The sequence below is a fragment of the Breznakia sp. PF5-3 genome, assembly GCF_029504745.1.
Lineage (GTDB): Bacteria > Bacillota_I > Bacilli_A > Erysipelotrichales > Erysipelotrichaceae > Breznakia.
The window spans coordinates 1-1,579 of the sequence record NZ_JAQFIQ010000086.1 but is presented as its reverse complement, the minus strand read 5'-3'; the positions used below and the strand labels follow the sequence as shown (position 1 = coordinate 1,579).

The 1,579-nt window shown below is 37.7% G+C and carries 1 protein-coding gene; it reads left to right on the top strand.

What is annotated here, in order from left to right:
* Positions 1 to 215 precede the first annotated feature (215 nt).
* Positions 216 to 1,502 (top strand): group II intron reverse transcriptase/maturase, encoded by a 1,287-nt coding sequence (ltrA, locus tag M2475_RS11350; protein WP_277491650.1) that lies wholly within the window; start codon positions 216 to 218, stop codon positions 1,500 to 1,502.
* The last annotated feature ends 77 nt before the right edge of the window (positions 1,503 to 1,579 follow it).

Genomic DNA, 1,579 nt, shown 5'->3' with positions numbered 1-1,579 from the left:
CACTAGCGATAGAAATATCGTAGTAACAACGAATAGTGAGAAGTCAGCAAGCGTCGTAGTAGTTAAGAAGTTGCGGTAATGCGCAATGAGCAAAGGACGCTACAGTATAGAAGAATACAAAAGATTTAATTGCGAGTTGTTTTAAGAAAAGTGTTAGGTTTAATGTAATGTTAAGATACACGGAACAGCTCCACGAAAGAAAGGACGGTATACAAATGGAATTACTAGAAGAAATCTTAAGAGATGAAAATCTAGACAAAGCGATTCAACAAGTCGTAAAGAACAAAGGGTCAAGTGGGATAGACAAAATGCCAACTAGTGAACTCAAGAATGTTATGACAGGAGAATATCGGGAACAATTAAAAAGTGAAATACGAGAAAGGAACTATAAGCCCCAACCAGTGAGACGGGTGGAAATACCTAAAGCCAACGGAGGGAAACGTATGTTGGGAATACCCACGGTGATAGACCGTATGGTTCAACAAGCGATATCACAAATACTGACACCGATATATGAAGAGCAATTTAGTGAAACAAGTTATGGTTTTCGACCAAACAAGAGTGCCCACAATGCAATAGGAAAAGCTTTGGAGTACCTTAACCAAAACCGAGCATGGATAGTAGATATTGATTTAGAGAAATTCTTTGATAAAGTGAACCACGATAAGTTGATGCGAATCGTATCGGAAACGATAAAGGATGGTGATGTCATATCACTGATTCGCAAGTACTTGCAAAGTGGGATTATGATAGATGAAGAATACAAAGAATCAGTAATAGGGACACCCCAAGGTGGACCACTATCGCCACTATTGGCAAATATCATGTTGGATAAACTGGATAAGGAACTTGAATCTAGAGGGTTACGCTTCGTACGATATGCAGATGATGTGCAAATATATGTAGGCACAGAGAAAGCGGCAAATCGAGTGATGAAGAATGTGACAGGATTCTTAGAGGAAGAACTTAAACTTAAAGTAAATATTACGAAAAGTAAGGTTCGCAAACCAAATGATAAAGATACCAAGTATCTAGGGTTTTGTTTTTACTACGATAGAAAAGGATACCTTTATAAAGCAAAGCCGCATGGAACATCGATTGAAAAGTTGGAAGAGAAAATCAAAATAATTACATCAAGAAGTAACGCAATGAGTATGGAAGAAAGATATAGACGATTAAAATATCTCTTTCGAGGATGGTATAACTATTTCAAGATAGGCAGTTTGAAAACTGCTTGTCGTAGAATTGACCGATATACGAGATATCGACTACGAATATGTTTGTGGAAACAGTGGAAGAAGATAAAAACAAAACATGATAACTTGATGAAACTAGGAGTGAAAAAGGAAAAAGCATGGGAATGGGCAAACACACGTAAAAAGTATGCAAGAGTAGCTGGCTCACCTGTACTAGACACAACACTCACTAATAAAGAACTAAAGAAAAGAGGTTTCCTTTCATTTGAAAACCTCATGGATTTAGATTCCGTTAAAATATACTGAACCGCCGTATACGGAACCGTACGTACGGTGGTGTGAGAGGTCGGTAACTGAATTAATCAGTTACCTCCTACTCGATT

Bases quoted from the DNA above. Each gene is read 5' to 3' on its own strand.
- ltrA (WP_277491650.1), top strand. From the start codon at position 216: ATGGAATTACTAGAAGAAATCTTAAGAGATGAAAATCTAGACAAAGCG.